This window comes from Aeromonas hydrophila subsp. hydrophila ATCC 7966, assembly GCF_000014805.1.
Taxonomy (GTDB): Bacteria; Pseudomonadota; Gammaproteobacteria; order Enterobacterales; family Aeromonadaceae; genus Aeromonas; species Aeromonas hydrophila.
Window position 1 is genome coordinate 366,084 of record NC_008570.1, and the last position, 13,405, is coordinate 379,488.

General features: G+C 63.3%; 15 protein-coding genes. 9 read left to right on the top strand and 6 right to left on the bottom strand.

Translation table 11 applies throughout. The features are described 5' to 3' along the window. Positions 1-131: 131 nt before the first annotated feature. Positions 132-1,103: a TAXI family TRAP transporter solute-binding subunit gene (locus AHA_RS01740; RefSeq protein ID WP_016349123.1), complete on the top strand. Its 972-nt coding sequence runs from the start codon at positions 132-134 to the stop codon at positions 1,101-1,103. Positions 1,104-1,205: 102 nt separating this feature from the next. After that, positions 1,206-3,758, top strand: a complete 2,553-nt coding sequence (locus AHA_RS01745; protein WP_011704330.1) for a TRAP transporter permease — start codon at positions 1,206-1,208, stop codon at positions 3,756-3,758. Positions 3,759-3,816: 58 nt separating this feature from the next. Here AHA_RS01745 and AHA_RS21925 read toward each other — a convergent pair whose 3' ends face one another. Together AHA_RS21925 and AHA_RS01750 are read right to left on the bottom strand one after the other, a co-directional pair. Then, complete coding sequence (locus tag AHA_RS21925; protein WP_269146588.1) at positions 3,817-3,939, bottom strand: hypothetical protein; 123 nt, start codon at positions 3,937-3,939, stop codon at positions 3,817-3,819. A 9-nt stretch (positions 3,940-3,948) separates the two neighbouring features. After that, entirely contained in the window at positions 3,949-4,089 is a 141-nt protein-coding gene (locus AHA_RS01750; protein ID WP_016349126.1) for a hypothetical protein, read from the bottom strand. Between the two features lie 188 nt (positions 4,090-4,277). On the opposite strand from AHA_RS01750, the gene AHA_RS01755 reads away from it, so the two are divergent. Further along, on the top strand, positions 4,278-4,904 hold the full coding sequence (locus tag AHA_RS01755; RefSeq protein WP_011704333.1) for a lysoplasmalogenase: 627 nt from the start codon (positions 4,278-4,280) through the stop codon (positions 4,902-4,904). Between the two features lie 90 nt (positions 4,905-4,994). Here the strand turns inward: AHA_RS01755 and AHA_RS01760 are convergent, their stop codons facing one another. Both AHA_RS01760 and AHA_RS01765 read right to left on the bottom strand, forming a co-directional pair. Next, positions 4,995-6,548, bottom strand: a complete 1,554-nt coding sequence (locus tag AHA_RS01760) for a DHA2 family efflux MFS transporter permease subunit (RefSeq protein WP_011704334.1) — start codon at positions 6,546-6,548, stop codon at positions 4,995-4,997. Beyond that, complete coding sequence (locus tag AHA_RS01765) at positions 6,548-7,600, bottom strand: HlyD family secretion protein (protein ID WP_011704335.1); 1,053 nt, start codon at positions 7,598-7,600, stop codon at positions 6,548-6,550. The genes AHA_RS01760 and AHA_RS01765 overlap by 1 nt, the downstream gene beginning before the upstream one ends. Positions 7,601-7,696: 96 nt before the next feature. Between AHA_RS01765 and AHA_RS01770 the strand changes: the two genes are divergently transcribed. Then, complete coding sequence (locus tag AHA_RS01770; RefSeq protein ID WP_011704336.1) at positions 7,697-8,599, top strand: LysR family transcriptional regulator; 903 nt, start codon at positions 7,697-7,699, stop codon at positions 8,597-8,599. A gap of 56 nt (positions 8,600-8,655) precedes the next feature. Further along, positions 8,656-8,970: a putative signal transducing protein gene (locus AHA_RS01775; RefSeq protein WP_011704337.1), complete on the top strand. Its 315-nt coding sequence runs from the start codon at positions 8,656-8,658 to the stop codon at positions 8,968-8,970. A 14-nt stretch (positions 8,971-8,984) separates the two neighbouring features. On the opposite strand, the gene AHA_RS01780 is transcribed toward AHA_RS01775, so the two are convergent. Beyond that, positions 8,985-10,268, bottom strand: a complete 1,284-nt coding sequence (locus AHA_RS01780; RefSeq protein ID WP_026080178.1) for a dicarboxylate/amino acid:cation symporter — start codon at positions 10,266-10,268, stop codon at positions 8,985-8,987. A gap of 208 nt (positions 10,269-10,476) precedes the next feature. On the opposite strand from AHA_RS01780, the gene AHA_RS01785 reads away from it, so the two are divergent. Then, positions 10,477-10,722, top strand: coding sequence for a YecH family metal-binding protein (locus AHA_RS01785; protein WP_019839960.1), 246 nt, complete (start codon positions 10,477-10,479; stop codon positions 10,720-10,722). 102 nt (positions 10,723-10,824) lie between these two features. Next, a complete protein-coding gene (locus AHA_RS01790) occupies positions 10,825-11,424 on the top strand; it encodes a YhgN family NAAT transporter (protein WP_010635400.1) in 600 nt (199 codons plus the stop codon). A 104-nt stretch (positions 11,425-11,528) separates the two neighbouring features. Here the strand turns inward: AHA_RS01790 and AHA_RS01795 are convergent, their stop codons facing one another. Continuing rightward, positions 11,529-12,497 carry a LysR substrate-binding domain-containing protein gene (locus tag AHA_RS01795; RefSeq protein ID WP_011704340.1) on the bottom strand — a complete coding sequence of 323 codons (969 nt, stop codon included), beginning with the start codon at positions 12,495-12,497 and terminating at the stop codon, positions 11,529-11,531. Positions 12,498-12,770: 273 nt separating this feature from the next. Between AHA_RS01795 and tatA the strand changes: the two genes are divergently transcribed. After that, the gene (gene tatA / locus AHA_RS01800) at positions 12,771-12,932 is read left to right on the top strand and encodes a twin-arginine translocase TatA/TatE family subunit (protein ID WP_005308036.1); all 162 of its coding nucleotides are present in this window, start codon (positions 12,771-12,773) and stop codon (positions 12,930-12,932) included. 14 nt (positions 12,933-12,946) lie between these two features. After that, positions 12,947-13,249 (top strand): DUF406 family protein, encoded by a 303-nt coding sequence (locus tag AHA_RS01805; RefSeq protein ID WP_011704341.1) that lies wholly within the window; start codon positions 12,947-12,949, stop codon positions 13,247-13,249. The last annotated feature ends 156 nt before the right edge of the window (positions 13,250-13,405 follow it).

The window sequence follows — 13,405 nt, forward strand, 5'->3', positions numbered from 1 at the left end:
TTTGGGGAACGTTCGCCGTTCACCCGCTTCCTCATATCGAGGTCATGGGCAACCGCCGACGCAGAACGGTGGTTTGTCCGGCATTCGCCCGTGGAACGGGCGAGCTGAATCAATCAAAAAGGATGAACAACATGAAAGGATTATCCCTGGCGTGTGCCCTGTCGGCTGTCCTGGCCGGCGTCTCGTTCGGTGGTCCGGTGCAGGCGCAGGAGCGCTTCGTGACCATAGGCACCGGCGGTCAGACCGGTGTCTACTACGTGGCGGGCCAGTCCATCTGCCGCTTCCTCAATCGCGGCGCCGCCGATCACCAGATCAAGTGCAACGCCCCGGCCAGCGGTGGCGGGGTAGCCAACGTCAACGGCATCCGCAGCGGTGAATTCAACTTCGGCATCATGCAGTCCGACCATCAGTACAAGGCGATGAAGGGGCTGCCGCCGTTCCAGGCCGAGGGTGCCATGGACGACATGCGCGCCGTCTTCTCCCTGCAGAGCGAGGTGTTCACCATCCTGGCCCGCAAGGACGCCAAGATCGCCGGCTTCGACGATCTCAAGGGCAAGCGGGTCAACATCGGCAACCCGGGTTCCGGCCAGCGCGACACCTTCGAAGAGATCATGGCGGTGAAGGGGTGGAAAAAGGGCGACTTCGGCCTGGTCTCCGAGCTCAAGCCGGCCGAGCAGGCCTCGGCATTGGGTGACAACAACATCGACGCCATGAGCTACTTCGTCGGCCACCCCAACGGCGCCATCCAGGAAGCCTCCACCACCACCGACGCCGTGCTGGTACCGGTCACCGGCGCCGACATCGACAAGCTGCTGGCCGAGAAGAGCTACTACAGCAAGGCCGAGATCCCGGGCGGCATCTACAAGGGCAGCGACCAGCCGACCCCGTCCATTGGCGGCAAGGCGGTGCTCTCCACCAGTGCCAAGGCGGATCCGGAAGTGGTCTATCAACTGGTGAAGTCGGTATTCGACAACCTGGATCGTTTCAAGCGCCTGCACCCGGCCTTCGCCGACCTGAAAGAGGCCGACATGATCAAGGTGGGTCTCTCCGCCCCGCTGCATGAAGGGGCTGCCCGCTACTACAAAGAGCGCGGCTGGCTCTGATAGCGGGCCCAAGGGCCGCTGTCACTCTCTTCGACACCCGCCTGCCGCAGCCCGTGGCAGCGGGTGTCGTGTCGTTGTACTCGTTGGCACAAGTTAACCCCTATGCAAGATAAACAACTCTCTACCGAGGAACTGATCGCCCAGGATGTGGGGGCGCGTCTGCCGCTCGGCATCATGGGTGGGTGCATCACCACCCTGGCGCTCGCCTGGTCGCTGTTCCAGCTCTGGATCGCCTCGCCGCTGCCCTTCATGCTGGGCTTCGGCGTGCTCAATGACACCGAGACCCGTGCCATTCACCTCACCTTCGCCCTGCTGCTGGCCTATCTGGTGTTCCCGGCCTTTCGCCGCTCGCCGCGCGACCGGGTGCCGCTCGGCGATCTGGCGCTCGGGCTGGTGGCCGCCGGTGCCGCTTCCTATCTGTTCGTGATGTACGAGGCGCTGGCCCAGCGGCCGGGCAACCTCACCACCGCCGATCTGGTGACCGCCTGCATCGGCATTCCGCTGCTGCTGGAAGCCGCCCGCCGTGCGCTGGGGCCGGCCCTGGCGGTGATCGCCCTGGTATTTCTCGCCTACAGCCTGGCGGGGCCCTGGATGCCGGGCCTGCTGGCTCACCGCGGGGTGAGCTTCACCGCGCTGGCCAACCACCAGTGGATCACCACCGAGGGGGTGTTCGGCATCGCCCTCGGCGTCTCCACCAGCTTCGTGTTCCTGTTCGTGCTGTTCGGTGCCCTGCTGGAGCGGGCCGGTGCCGGCCACTACTTCATCCAGCTCGCCTTCAGCCTGCTCGGTCACCTGCGCGGCGGCCCGGCCAAGGCGGCGGTGGTGGCCTCCGGCCTGACCGGCCTTATCTCCGGCTCCTCCATCGCCAACGTGGTGACCACCGGCACCTTTACCATTCCCATGATGAAGAAGGTGGGGTTCAGCGCCGAGAAGGCGGGGGCGGTGGAAGTGGCCTCCTCGGTCAACGGCCAGATCATGCCGCCGGTGATGGGGGCCGCGGCCTTTCTGATGGTGGAGTACGTGGGCATTCCCTACGTCGAGATCATCAAGCACGCCTTCCTGCCGGCGACCATCTCCTACATAGCGCTGCTCTACATCGTCCATCTGGAGGCGCTCAAGCTCGGCATGCAGCCCATCGGCGACCATCAGCCCAAGCCCTGGCTGCGCCGGTTGACCGGCTTTGCCTTTGGCGCCGCCCTGATCAGCGGGCTGTCGATGGCGGTCTACTACGGCCTTGGTTGGCTCAAGCCGGCGCTGGGCGACTATGCCCTGCCCGGCATCGCCCTGCTGCTGGCCGCCACCTATCTGGGGCTGTTGAAAATTGCCGCCAGCAATGAGCCGCTGGCGGCGGAAGATCCGGACAAGCCGCTGACCGAGCTGCCCAACACCCGTACCGTGCTGCTCTCCGGCCTGCACTTCCTGCTGCCGGTGGTGGTGCTGGTGTGGTGCCTGATGGTGGAGCGGCTCTCGCCCGGGCTGTCGGCCTTCTGGGGCACCGTCATGCTGGTGATCATACTGCTGACCCAGCGGCCGCTGCTCAACTGGCTGCGCAGCGATGGCCGGCACGATTACGGCTCCCTGCAGGACGGCTTGATCGATCTGCGAGAGGGGCTGGTGGCCGGTGCCCGCAACATGATCGGCATCGGCATCGCCACCGCCACGGCGGGGATCATCGTCGGTGCCGTCTCCCAGACCGGGGTTGGTCTGGTGCTGGCGGATCTGGTGGAGATGCTCTCCATGGGCAACCTGCTGCTGATGCTGCTGCTGACCGCCTTGCTGAGCCTCATCCTCGGCATGGGGCTGCCCACCACCGCCAACTACATAGTGGTCTCCAGCCTGCTGGCGCCGGTGGTGGTGACGCTCGGGCAGCAGAACGGGCTGATCGTGCCGCTCATCGCGGTGCACCTGTTCGTGTTCTACTTCGGCATCATGGCCGACGTGACGCCGCCGGTGGGGCTCGCCTCGTTCGCGGCGGCGGCCGTCTCCAAGGGCGATCCCATCAAGACCGGCATCACCGCCTTTTACTACAGCCTGCGCACCGCCGCGCTGCCGTTCCTGTTCATCTTCAACACCGACCTGCTGCTGATCGACGTGGACTTTGCCCACGGGGTGCTGATCTTCATGGTGGCCACCGTTGCCATGCTGATCTTCGCCGCCGCCACCCAGGGTCATTTTCTGGTGAAGAGTCGCTGGTACGAAAGCGTGCTGCTGTTGCTGGTGGCCTTCACCCTGTTCCGCCCCGGTTTCTGGATGGACATGGTGCACGATCCCTATCGCGAGACGCCGCCGGCCCAGCTGGCCCAGACCCTGGGCGAGGTGGAGGCGGAGAGCACTCTGCGGCTGCGGATCCAGGGTGAGGATGCGGTGGGCAAGCTGCGTCAGTCGACCGTGCTGCTGGCGGTGCCGGCAGGGGAGGATGGGGAAGCCCGCCTCGCCAGCCTGGGGCTCGCGCTCTATGAGCAGGATGGCAAGACCTTGATCGACAGCGTCACCTTCGGCAGTCCGGCGGCGGCAGCCGGCATGGAGTTTGACCAGGAGATCATGATGGTCAAGGCGCCCACCGAGCGCTGGCGCAAGGAGCTGATGTGGCTGCCCGGTTTCCTGCTGTTTGCGCTAATCGTCTGGCTGCAAAGGCGCAGGGTGGTGCGAGCATAACCAGGGTCAATGAAAACGGCGCCATCATGGCGCCGTTTTCATGCTCCCCGCTGGGGGCTTATTCCTGCGGATCCTGCTCCTGCAGCAGGCTCAGGGTCTGTTGCTCCACCTGGCTCAGGCCCAGCTGTTCACAGGCTTGCTCGAAGCTGATGCCAAGGTGGCACATCATGATATCCATCACCGGGAGGGATTATTCCTGCGGATCCTGCTCCTGCAGCAGGCTCAGGGTCTGTTGTTCCACCTGGCTCAGGCCCAGCTGTTCACAGGCTTGCTCGAAGCTGATGCCAAGGTGGCACATCATGATATCGATAGCGGGCAGATAGTTTTTCATTGCGTCTTCCATGGTGATCCTCCGGACCCGTCCCTTATGCCCGAACAGGGTGGGCGGGACAATTAGACTTTAGGCGTAGACTGCTCGTTTGCTGAGCGCCTCTGCCACTGGGCGGGGGAATTTGTTACTCTGCTTGTCAGCAAGAAGATGTTGCCGTATGACTGCGAGCAACACGTGAGGAGCAGGGCATGTTATTGAGTTTCTTGATCATCGCATCGGGCTGGTGGCACATTCGTGCGGCCTATGGCTCAGACTCCCGTCAGTTCTACATCAGCAAGCCGTTGACCATGCTGCTCATCATAGCGCTGGCCTTCGGCTATCAGAGCTATGACCACGACGGTTCCCACGCCTGGATCCTGCTCGGTCTCTGCCTGTCGCTGGCCGGCGACGTGCTGCTGATGTTGCCGAGCGACCGCTTCATTCAGGGGCTGGCGGCGTTTTTTGTCGCGCACCTCTGCTACATCGTCGGCTTCGCCCAGGGGCCGCTGGTGCTGAATCTGGTGGATGGCCTGCTGTTGCTGCTGGTGGCCGGCATGGTGTTCGGCCTGCTGTGGGGCAAGCTCGGGGAGATGAAGGTGCCCGTGTTCTGCTACATGCTGGTGATCATCGGCATGGCCTGGGTTGCCGCCGGCGCCTGGCATGCCTCCCTCACCGCCGGCAGTGCCGCCGCCCTGGTGGGGGCGCTGATGTTCCTCTTCTCCGACAGCATGCTGGCGCTGGACCGCTTCCGCCGCCCCTTCCCCCATGCCACCGCCTGGGTGATGACCAGCTACTTCGCCGCCCAGTTTCTGATTGCCGCCTCGTTGGCAGGGTGACTGTGGCTGAGTTGTCCCCTCACCAAGGGGCGTGTGCAGACAAAAAAACGGGCCCTCAGGCCCGTTTTGCTATTCCATTTTCATCGTTTTTCACGCCTCGAGCGGTTCGGCATCCGCTGCCCTGGGGGCGGGCTGCTTGAGTAGCAGCATCAGGCCGCTGGCGAGCAGCAGGAAGATGCCCATCACGAAGAACACCTGGTTGTAGGCCATGATGGCCGCCTCCCGGCTGATGGTGTTCGACAGCATGGCCTGGGCCTGCTGACGGGCCAGTTCGGGGCCGGAGCCCTGCGCCATCATGGTCTGGGCCAGCTGCAGCAGGTAGCTCTGTCCCTCTATGCTGCTGGCGGCTAGGGTGCTGCTGATCTGGCTGACATGGATGCGGGTGTCGTTGTCGATCAGGGTGGCGATGATGGCGATGCCGAAGGCGCCGCCCAGGTTGCGCAGCACGTTGAGCAGGGTCGAGGAGGAGGGGATCTCGTCGTGGGTCAGGCTGGCGGTCGCCACCAGGGAGAGCGGCACCATGATGAAGGGCTGGCCCAGCGCCCGCACGATGAGCGACTGGATCAGCTGGGGCCCGGCGTAGTCGGCACTCATGTTCATGTTCATGAAGCAGCTGACGGCGAACACCAGAAAGCCGAAGCTCACCAGATAGCGCGGATCTATCTTGTGGGTCAGTCTGGGCACCAGCGGTAGTACCAGCAATTGCGGCAGCCCCATCCACATCAACACCTCGCCGATTTCCAGCGCGTTGTAGTTGTGGATCTGGGTCATGTAGAGCGGCAGCACATAGATGGAACCCATCAGCGCCATGCCGAGCACCAGATAGGCGAAGCAGGCCAGCGCGAAGCGCGGGTTGTGCAGCAGCCGCAGGTTGACCAGCGGGTGGCGCCGCAGCAGCTGGCTGATGACGAAAAACACCAGCGCCACCACCGAGATGACGGTAAGCCGCACGATGAAGCTGGAACCGAACCAGTCCTCCCGGTTGCCCTCTTCCAGCACCACTTCCAACAGGCCCAGTCCCACCGCCATGGTGACGATGCCGATGAGATCCACCCGCTTGATCACCTCCCAGTCCACCGGCTTCTTGTCGAGCCCATGGGCCAGCATGGCCATCACCAGCAGTCCCGGCGGCACGTTCATGTAGAAGATGTAGTGCCAGGACATCTGCTCGGTCAGCCAGCCACCCAGGGTCGGCCCGATGGCGGGGGCGAAGGTGGCGCACAGGCCGAACAACGCCATGCCGGTGGCCCGCTTGTGCAGCGGCAGCAGACTGACGATGAGGGAGAAGGCCATCGGGATCAGCGCCCCGCCGGTGAAGCCCTGCAGCGCCCGAAAGACGATCATGCTGGTGAGGTTCCAGCTGAATGAGCAGAGCACGGAGGCGACGATGAAGGCGCCGGTGGTCCACAGCAGGTAGCGCCGCACGCTCAGCCCCCGGCTCAGCCAGCCGCTCAGCGGGATGGCGATCATCTCCGCCACCAGATAGGAGGTGGAGATCCAGGAGCTTTCGCTCAAGGTAGCCGACAGGGCCCCCTGAATGTCCTTCAGGGAGGCGTTGGTGATCTGGATGTCGAGGATGGCCATGAAGGCGCCGATGAGGCCCCCCATGACCGCGATCCAGTTGCGACGCGGGATGGGTTCCATCAGTGGGCCGCGACCACGGGATCAGGGCTGCGGGTGTCGACGATCACCTCGGTGGATAGGCCCGGCAGCAGCTTGCCCGCCAGCGGCCCCGGCTCCGGAATGCGGATCTTGACCGGCACCCGTTGCACGATCTTGGTGAAGTTGCCGGTGGCGTTCTCCGGCGGCAGCAGGGCGAACTTGGCGCCGGTGGCGGGGGCCAGGCTGTCGATGATCCCCTCGACCGGCTGATCCGGATAGGCATCCAGGATCACCTCCACCTTCTGGCCGGGCTGCATGTGGAGCAGCTGGGTCTCCTTGAAGTTGGCCTCGACCCACACCTGCTGCAGCGGCACCAGGCTGGCCACCTGCATGCCGGACTGGACGTAGAGCCCCGCCCGCAGACTGCGCTTGCCGATGATGCCGTCGGCCGGTGCCCGCAGCTCGGTATAGGCCAGCTCCAGCTTGGCCTGCTCCAGCTGGGCGGCGCTCAATGCCAGCTTGGCCTGGTTCTGCTTGGCCTCGGCATCCAGCACCAGCAGCCGCTCGCGGGCGGCCTGCAGGGCGGCTTTGGCCTCCTGCTCCTGGGCCTGGTTGACCTGCAGGCCGGCCCGCACCTCGTCCAGGCTGTCCTGGGAGCTGTAGTGGCGCTGGTTGAGCTGGCTGACGCGGCGCACCTGTTGCTGGGCCCGCACCTGTTCGGCATTGGCCGAGCTGACCTTGGCTTCGGCCTGGCGAATGAGGCTCAGCTGCTGGGTGCGGGTGGCGGCGAGATTTTCCGCCGTCGCCTGATTGAGGCGCAGGTCGGCTTCGGCCTCGGCCACCTTGGTCTTGTACTCCCGGTCGTCGAGGCGGGCGATGAGCTGGCCGGCCTTCACCGGCTGGTTGTCGGTCACCAGCACTTCGCTGATGTAGCCGGACAGCTTGGAACCGATGCCGGTGACCTCGCTCTGCAGGTAGGCGTTGTCGGTGCTCTCGAAATAGCGGCCGTGCAGATACCAGTAACCGGCAAACAGCAGGCCGAGCAGGGCCAGGATCATGGCTGCCAGCAGGGGGATCTTCTTGTGTTGACTCATGTGGGGGATTCCTGAACTTAAGAGAGGCAGGCTAACACTGGCCGACTGTTTCGATTAGTATCCATTTATGAGATATACAGTTTCACTGGTGCAACAATGGATCTGAACGCTGCATTGATTCTAGTGCGGATCGTCGACAAGGGTTCCTTCACGGCGGCCGCCCAGGAGCTGGGCATGACCAAGGCGACGGTGAGCCGGCGCATCGCCGAGCTGGAGCAGCGCCTCGGCGTGCGGCTGCTCTACCGTTCGACCCGCCAGCTCACCCTGACCGAGGCCGGCGAGCAGTACTATCTGCGCTGCAGCAAGGCAGTGGACGAGCTGGCCCAGGCCGAGCTGATGGTGAGTGCCAGCCAGCAGGAGGTGACCGGCACCCTCAAGCTGGCGGTACCCATCGAGGCAGGGCAGCTGGTGGTGGGCAGGCTGGTGGCGGAGTTTTTGCAGGCCTATCCCGGCCTGCAGGTGGAGCTGGAGCTGACCAATCGCATCGTGGATCCCATCAACGAGGGGCTGGATGCGATCGTGCGGATCGGCGACATGAGCGATTCGAACCTGGCGGCGCGGCGGCTGTGGAGCAACGCCCGCCTGATCTGTGCCAGTCCGGCGTACCTGGCGCGCAGCCCCGCCATCACCCATCCCGAGGATCTGGTGCATCATGAGCGGGTGGCGGTGACCAGCGGCTTTCTGGCGTCGCACTGGTGCTTCGAGCGGGATGACAAGGAGGTGCTGGTTGACCCTCCCTCCCGCTTTCGGGTTAATAATATAACCTGTGCCAGAGAGGCGGCGAAGGCCGGGCTGGGGCTCGCCTCCCTGCCCGCCATGCTCTGCCACGAGGAGCTGGCGAGCGGGACCCTGGTGTCCGTGCTGCCCGAGTGGCAGCAGCCCAGGGTGCCGATTTACCTGCTGTTTCCGGAACGGCGGTTGATGCCGCGAAAATTGCGGGTGTTCATCGACTTCATCGTGGCCAAGGGGGCCGACTACGGCATCGATACTCTGCTGTAGCCGGTCAGAGGCGGTGCCGTGGTCACGGCATCGTGAGTGGATCTGAGGGGGAAGACATGGATCACTGGATCAATCTGTATCGGGCTTCCCATTCGCTGGAGGCCCATGCCCTGAAAGGGGCGCTGGAAGTGGAGGGGGTGCCGGTGCGGCTCAATGGCGAGGCGCTGTCGGGCGCCCTGGGCGAACTGCCGGTGGACCTGCTGCAGGTGACCCTGATGGTGCGCGAACAGGATCGCAGCAAGGCTGGGCGGGTCATCGAGCGCTATCAGCAGCGCCAGGGCAACGGCTGGCTGTGTGGTCAATGCGGGGAGGAGAACGGCGCCAACTTCGATGTCTGCTGGCGCTGCCACCACGATCCCCACGAAAATTAATCGCTCGCCCTGCCTCAGCGCAGGGTGAAGTCGATGTCCTCGCCCGCGCTGGCGTCGTGATAGGTCGCCAGATCCAGTTCCCGCTCGCTGCGGGCAATCAACACGGATACCAGAATATCGCCGGAGACGTTGACCGTGGTGCGCGCCATGTCGAGGATCCGGTCGATCCCGGCGATCAGCGCCACCCCTTCCAGCGGCAGTCCCACCGCAGTCAGCGTCAGCGTCAGCAGCATCAGGCCGGTGCCTGGCGTGCCCGCCGTGCCGATGCTGGCCAAGGTCGCGATGCTGATGATGGTCAGGTAATCCACCATGTGCAGATCCACCCCGAAGGCCTGGGCCACGAACAGGGCGGTAACCCCTTGATAGAGCGCGGTGCCATCCATGTTGATGGTGGCGCCGATGGGCAGCACCTTGGCGGTGATGGCGGGAGAGACCCCGAGCCGGCGCTCGGCGCAGGCCAGGCTGATGGGCAGGGTGCTGTTGCTGGAACTGCTGGTGAAGGCCACCGCCTGGGCATCGACGATGCTCTTGAAGTAGTGCAGCGGATTGAGGCGGGCCAGCAGGATCAGCAGGCTGCTGTAGACGCCGAGCACGTGCAGCAGGCAGCCGAGGTAGACGGCACCGATCACCTTGAGCAGCGGCAGCAGCAGGCTCATGCCGTACTTGCCGGTCATCCAGGCCATCAGGGCGCAGACGCCGTAAGGGGCCAGTGCCATCACCATCTGGGTCAGCTTGAACATCCCCTCCGCCAGCGAGGTGAAGAACAGGATGGCGGGGCGACCGCGCCGACCGGTGGCGTTGAGGGCGAGGGCGAGGGCCACTGCGAACACGATCACCTGCAGGATCTTGCCATCCACCATGGCCTGCACCGGGTTGCGCGGCACCAAGTGGCTTAGCACGCTGGCTAGGGTGGGGGATTCCGCCATGCCGACCCGCTCATAGGGCCCCATGTTGGCGCCCATGCCGGGCTCCAGCAGCCAGCCCATCATCAGGCCGATGCAGATGGCGACGGCGGTGGAGCAGAGGTAGAGGCCGATGGCCTTGCCGGCGATCCGATCGAGGGTCTTGCCCTTGAGCAGCGAGGTGAGGCCGGCGATGACCGAGCAGAAGATGAGGGGCACCATCAGCATCTGGATGGTGTTGACGAACAGCACGCCGATGGGCTTGAGCAGCAACGCCTGCTCGCTGAAACCGGCGCCGAGCCCGATCCCCGTCAGCATGCCGAGCAGGGTCTTCAACCAGAGCGGGCGGCGGGTCCAGATCCGCCAGGGCTTGAAAGCCAGTCCATGGAACAGCATGACGCCAATGTCCTTATATTCGGTCTGCGGTGGCAAAAAGGGGCGTTAGTGTAGCCATCCCCTGCTCAGGTTGCCACATTATCGACAAAGCCGCGGCCATCACCAGTACGGACGCAGGGAAATCGGCAATTTGTTGGCCTATATCAAGGTCGTCGGCAGTGGGGCAGGATTTAATAGGCATCAAATATGTCTATTCAAGAGGTTTGCAATGACTCAATCGGTACACGGTCACGAAGTGATGGAGATGATGCTGGCGCATGGCGGCCAGTTTACCCGGGCCAGCCTCAAGCAGGCCATCGACGAGCGCTTCGGTGCCGAGGCTCGTTTCCACACCTGCAGCGCCAGCGAGATGGATGCCGAGGCCCTGATCGACTTCCTGGCCAAGCGCGGCAAGTTCATCGAATCGGAGCAGGGTTTCCAGACTCACGCCGACAAGATCTGCAACCACGGCTGATCCCCGCCGGCGAGCGCCCGCCGCGCTCGCCGAATCCCGCCGCCTTTGTTATATTTCGCCCTCTTTCCCCTCCTTTTGTTGAAGGCTTAGCCTGGGCGTTGTATGGACACTTTCTCCGCTGCCGTCATGTTGTTTCTGATCATGGATCCGCTGGGCAACCTGCCGGTCTTCCTGTCGATCCTGCGTCATATCGATCCCAAGCGGCGGCGCAAGGTGATGATGCGGGAGCTGCTGTTTTCACTGGTGATCATGATGGCCTTCCTGTTCGTCGGCCAGCAGATCCTCAATTTCCTCAACCTGCGGCAGGAGGCGGTCAGCATCGCCGGCGGCATCATCCTGTTCCTCATCGCCATCAAGATGATCTTCCCGAGTGAAGGTGGAGTGACCGGGCTGGCTGCGGGTGAGGAGCCCTTCCTGGTGCCCATGGCCATCCCCATGATTGCCGGCCCCTCGATCCTGGCGTCCTTGCTGCTGCTGGCCAACCAGGAGCCGACCCGGATGGCGGACTGGTCGCTGGCGCTGTTGATGGCCTGGGGCGCCAGCGCGGTGATCCTGATGTTCTACGAGGTATTCAACAAGCTGCTGGGTGAGCGAGGACTCACCGCGGTGGAGCGTCTGATGGGCATGCTGCTGGTGATGATCTCGGTGCAGATGCTGCTCGACGGGGTGCACCACTACTTGGCGGTAACCGGTCAGAACTGACCGGCCGGCAGGCCAACAGAAAAGACACGGGGCTCGACGAGCCCCGTTTTTTTGCCTGTGAGCCGGCGTGGTGACCGTCAGGGTCTTTCGTCCCGGTACTGATATCAGGACGGTTCGGCCGCTGTTGGCTCCAGCTTGCCCATGATGAGGGTCAGCAGGGTCTCCCGCAGCCAGCGGTGGCCCGGATCCTCCTCGTGACGCTGATGCCAGATCAGCAGGTGGGAGATGCTGTCGAGGGCGATGGGCAGCGGCAGCGGCACCAGCGGATAGACCTGGGTCGCGTGGCGGGCGTAGAGCCGGGAGAGGGTCACTATCATGTCCGAGTGCATGCCCATCCGCAGCGCCGCCTCGAAGGAGGGCACGGTCGCCTCGATGCGGCGATAGAGATCCTGCTCCGCCAGCTTGTGATCCAGCATCCAGCGGTCGCGCCCCTCGCAATAGGTCTGCACATGGGGATAGGCCAGGTAGCGGGTGAGATCCCACTCCGGTTCGTGCAGGGCGGGGTGGTCGTGCTGCACCAGGCAGGTCAGATCGTCGATGGCGAGCAGCCGCTGGCAGATGGCGTTGGGCAGGGTGTCGAGCCGAAAGTCCGAGTTGATGCAGTTCTCCCGCACCGTGAAGGCGATGTCCACCTGGCCCTGGCTCATCTCGGTCAGGCTGTTCTCGGTCCACTCCTCGTAGCGCAGCCGAATGCCGGGGGCCTGCCGTTTCAGCTCGCTCAGGTAGAGCGGGGCGAACAGGGTAAAGGCGCTGTCCATGCTGGCGATGACGAACTCCCGCTCGGTAGTGGTCGGGTCAAAATCCGGCGGCTGGATCAGGTTGTCGAGCGACAGCAGGATGGGCTGCAGTTGCTGCTGCAGACTGAGGGCGCGGGCGGTGGGTTCCAGCCCGTAGGCCGAGCGCACGAACAGGGGGTCGTCGAAGGTTTCCCGCAGCCGGCCGAGCGCCTTGCTGACGGCAGACTGACTCAGGTGCAGCCGACGGGCCGCCCGGCTGCCGTTCCGCTCTTCCAGCAATACTTGCAGGATAATCAATAGATTGAGGTCGATGCGCCCCAACTGTTCCAGTAACATGATATGAATCCTCTTCAATTCTTAGATGAATTTATACCATTTGTTTTCATATCTAGGCGAATTTATGCTCGAAACGTCTCTCGCCTTCGATGGCGGCTGGTACAGGATGTAGTGGTTGAGGGGACAAGTAGCATCAAGCAATACGGCGACCCTGGGTCGCCGTATTTTTTGAATGATTTATTTGCAAACTTGCACCTGTCTTGATTTTGCCCAACAATCTTTGCGCCTTCTTTTGATACAAACAATCGGTATCTATCAGTCAGGAGTATCCCTATGGGACTCGGTGGAATTCATATCTGGCATTTGTTGATCCTGCTCGTCGTCGTGGTCGTGGTGTTTGGTAGCAAACGCCTTGCCGGCGCCGGGGAAGATCTGGGCACCGCCATCAGGGATTTTCGTAAAGCCTTGCGTGACGATGAATCACAGCCGAAATAAGTGGGAGTTGAATGATGTCCGTAGAAGAGAAAGTGGAATTGAACGAGACCTGTGACAGCTGCGGCTGCTTCGCCGAAATTGGTACCATCATCGGCGAAGGTGACGATGTGATGGAGCTGGTGATCGAGGCCGCAGCAGAAGCCGACGCTCGCGCCAAGCTGGCCGCCTACGAGGCGCTGGCCAAGCAGGTCACTGCCGAAGCCACAAGCAGCAGCGAACTCAGTCAGGGCGCCAACGGCGTGATCCTGAAAGCCCGCCTGCAATTCACCTGCACCGCCGAAAAACTCATTTTCGAGATGCGTGCCCGCTCTATCTGAGCCTGCTGATGACACGGCAGGCTTGCCTGCCGTGTTGACCCTTCTGCTGTGGGTCCACGTTCTATAGTTAGTTATCCCACAGACGGTTTTGCCCGACGCGAGTCGGCCAACAGAAGGCGATCTCATCATGGTTCAGCGCTGGTTCTTCGCCATTTT

Excerpts from the sequence above, each read along its gene's own strand:
- AHA_RS01740 (WP_016349123.1), top strand. The coding sequence starts at position 132 with ATGAAAGGATTATCCCTGGCGTGTGCCCTGTCGGCTGTCCTGGCCGGC.
- AHA_RS01745 (WP_011704330.1), top strand. The coding sequence starts at position 1,206 with ATGCAAGATAAACAACTCTCTACCGAGGAACTGATCGCCCAGGATGTG.
- AHA_RS01750 (WP_016349126.1), bottom strand. The coding sequence starts at position 4,089 with ATGAAAAACTATCTGCCCGCTATCGATATCATGATGTGCCACCTTGGC.
- AHA_RS01755 (WP_011704333.1), top strand. The coding sequence starts at position 4,278 with ATGTTATTGAGTTTCTTGATCATCGCATCGGGCTGGTGGCACATTCGT.
- AHA_RS01760 (WP_011704334.1), bottom strand. The coding sequence starts at position 6,548 with ATGGAACCCATCCCGCGTCGCAACTGGATCGCGGTCATGGGGGGCCTC.
- AHA_RS01765 (WP_011704335.1), bottom strand. The coding sequence starts at position 7,600 with ATGAGTCAACACAAGAAGATCCCCCTGCTGGCAGCCATGATCCTGGCC.
- AHA_RS01770 (WP_011704336.1), top strand. The coding sequence starts at position 7,697 with ATGGATCTGAACGCTGCATTGATTCTAGTGCGGATCGTCGACAAGGGT.
- AHA_RS01775 (WP_011704337.1), top strand. The coding sequence starts at position 8,656 with ATGGATCACTGGATCAATCTGTATCGGGCTTCCCATTCGCTGGAGGCC.
- AHA_RS01780 (WP_026080178.1), bottom strand. The coding sequence starts at position 10,268 with ATGCTGTTCCATGGACTGGCTTTCAAGCCCTGGCGGATCTGGACCCGC.
- AHA_RS01785 (WP_019839960.1), top strand. The coding sequence starts at position 10,477 with ATGACTCAATCGGTACACGGTCACGAAGTGATGGAGATGATGCTGGCG.
- AHA_RS01790 (WP_010635400.1), top strand. The coding sequence starts at position 10,825 with ATGGACACTTTCTCCGCTGCCGTCATGTTGTTTCTGATCATGGATCCG.
- AHA_RS01795 (WP_011704340.1), bottom strand. The coding sequence starts at position 12,497 with ATGTTACTGGAACAGTTGGGGCGCATCGACCTCAATCTATTGATTATC.
- tatA (WP_005308036.1), top strand. The coding sequence starts at position 12,771 with ATGGGACTCGGTGGAATTCATATCTGGCATTTGTTGATCCTGCTCGTC.
- AHA_RS01805 (WP_011704341.1), top strand. The coding sequence starts at position 12,947 with ATGTCCGTAGAAGAGAAAGTGGAATTGAACGAGACCTGTGACAGCTGC.